General features: G+C 50.2%; 2 protein-coding genes. Both read right to left on the bottom strand.

Annotation, left to right across the window (positions count from 1 at the left end; genetic code table 11):
- The coding region (locus ACRCZA_RS09190; RefSeq protein WP_438674146.1) for a JmjC domain-containing protein at positions 1-1,090 on the bottom strand (1,090 nt) is incomplete at its 3' end.
- Between the two features lie 321 nt (positions 1,091-1,411).
- On the bottom strand, positions 1,412-2,457 hold a 1,046-nt coding region (locus tag ACRCZA_RS09185; protein WP_438674145.1), incomplete at its 5' end, for a DUF3418 domain-containing protein.

Here is a 2,457-nt window from a genome sequence, read left to right as displayed (position 1 = left end):
TGAGTACTGCGGCATCGGTCAACCAAGGCGCCAATGTGGCTTTATCTAACTGACTCATATCACAAAGTGCAGGAATGAGCCCTGCAAGCGCAACGGGCAGTTGATAACGCTCACCATTAATAAACACTGTGCCCTTTGCCACGGTTAAGTCAAAATACAGACAACGTAACCCGCCAAGGCGAATAAGCGGCTGCTCATCGAGCCAGAAGAGCACTTCATCGCTGCTGATCTCAAGCGGTTCATCGGGTAAATCTAAGGCGCATTTTGATTGGGTTAAATAGCGGCCAGAAAATTCACTGACTAATTCATCATTCAGCATTGCCGTTAACTGCGTGCGCAGGCGCGTTAAATCGCGGTCATCCACACAGCCACTGCGCGTTGACACCGCGCGATCCGGATCCTCAATCTGCTGAGCGCCTAAATCGTGTTCAGCTAAATGATCCGCGAGTGCCCCCACCATATCTTTTGCCGATGCTGTACGGTAACCCACCGAGAAACTTAAGGATTCTTCAAGAGTAATGCCATCATGAGGGAAGCCGGGGGGAATATACAAAATATCGCCTGGCAGTAATTCAACATCGATGATCGGTTCAAAGGCCTCGGTATGCAGCAGCGCTGGGTGGGCGGCAAACTCCCGATGCGGACCACGATCGCCCACGCGCCAGCGGCGACGCCCTGAACCTTGGCAAATAAATACATCGTACAAGTCGATATGGGGCCCCACACCACCGCCGGGAGTCGCGTAGCTGACCATCACATCATCAAAGCGCCAACGGGGAATAAAATCAAAGCATTGAATTAACGCTTCGGCATCGGGTAGCCAATTATTCAAGGCCTGCACGATTAAGGTCCAATCGCGCTCTCCGAGTGTCTCGTAGGAATCAAAGGGGCCAAATTCGGCATGCCACTGTCCGGCTTGTTGGTAGACTCGGCGGGACTCGACGAGCTCATCCATTGCCAACCCCGCCAATTCTTCGGGGGTGACGAGATCTTGAAAATGCTTAAATCCTTGACGGATCACCAACGGTTTTTTTTGCCAATACTGGGCTAAAAACGCGGCGGGACTTAGCCCGTTGATATCGAGTTGCATGCTTGACTCTCTTTGCGCGGTTATGGATAAGGATTAGGGTTAGGCTTAAGGTTAGTGCAGCGGTGATGAATAACGCGGCGCTTATGGATAAAGGCAAATGCTAACAGGAAGCCTAGCGCAGAAATCGCGATGGGATCAACAAAGCGTCAATTTTTATCGGAAGGACACCACATTGCGGCCAAGTGAGCTCACACTTGGCCTGCCGTTGCCTCAAGCACTCAAGCACTCAAGCACTCGAACACTTAAGGACTCAAACACTTAAGTGCTTAAGGCGAGCGCACTATCATCTTAGGTTGGCCGCGAGATGCATTTAACCCTACCCTAGATCTGCTGAATATGATTTAAGATGCGTTTTTCTGAAATGGGGTAAGCCGTACCGAGCACCTGTGCAAAGCACGACACTCGGTATTCCTCAAGCATCCAACGCGCTTCAACTAATGCCGGCGGCGTGGGCTGCGAACGTGGCACCTTAGCTAACTGCGCCGCCAAGGCCTCCTGCACTTTGTTGATACTGTGCATATGTAAACGGTCGCGGGTCGGATCGACGGGTAATTTATCGAGACGCGTTTCAATCGCTTTTAAGTAACGCGCCACATCGGCTAAACGGTTCCAGCCACAGGCCTCGACAAATCCCTTAAACACCAATTTATCTAATTGGCTTTGAATATCGCTCATCGCAAAGGCAATATCTAAGCTCATTTTACCTTTGAGGCGTTTTTTAATGCCTTGATATAGCGTTAAAATTTGCTCCACCTTCAGGGCGATTTGCTCAGCGGTCGGGTTTAGCTCTTGGCGCACCCAATCCTTTGCCTGCTCAAACTGGTTTTTATCCCGTACATCTAAGCCCTTTTCATCCAGTAATTGCTGCACCGCTGCGGCAATAATATCGTCAATCAGGATTTGTACTTGGCCAAAAGGATTGAAATACATCGCTAATTTTGCCTTATTCGGCAAGGCTTGCTGTAAATGCTTCACCGGCGAAGGGATATTGAGTAGCAATAACCGTCTTAGGCCTTGGCGGTGCGCGGCCTGCGCCTCAAACTCATCATCAAATAATTTGATTGCAACGCTGGCTTGATTATCGATCAGTGCCGGAAACGCCCGCACCTGATAATTGCCCTTACGCTGCTCATACTGCTTTGGCAACTCGCCAAAGGACCACTCGGTCAGGGCCTGTTGCTCAATGCCCTTATCCGCCACCTGACGAATGGCTTTGGCCACCACGCCCTGCAACTCGGCTTTTAAACTGTCGAGCACACGCCCTTGGGCGATAAGTTTGTGTTTATCGTCTTCGATTTTAAAATTCATCTGCAAATGTGCAGGTAACTGCGTTAAATCGAAATCTTCTGGCGTGATGCGTGTACCAC

This window comes from Shewanella sp. (genome assembly GCF_051658185.1).
Taxonomy (GTDB): Bacteria; Pseudomonadota; Gammaproteobacteria; order Enterobacterales; family Shewanellaceae; genus Shewanella.
The sequence above is the reverse complement of the archived record's forward strand: the minus strand, read 5'-3'. Positions and strand labels throughout refer to the sequence as shown.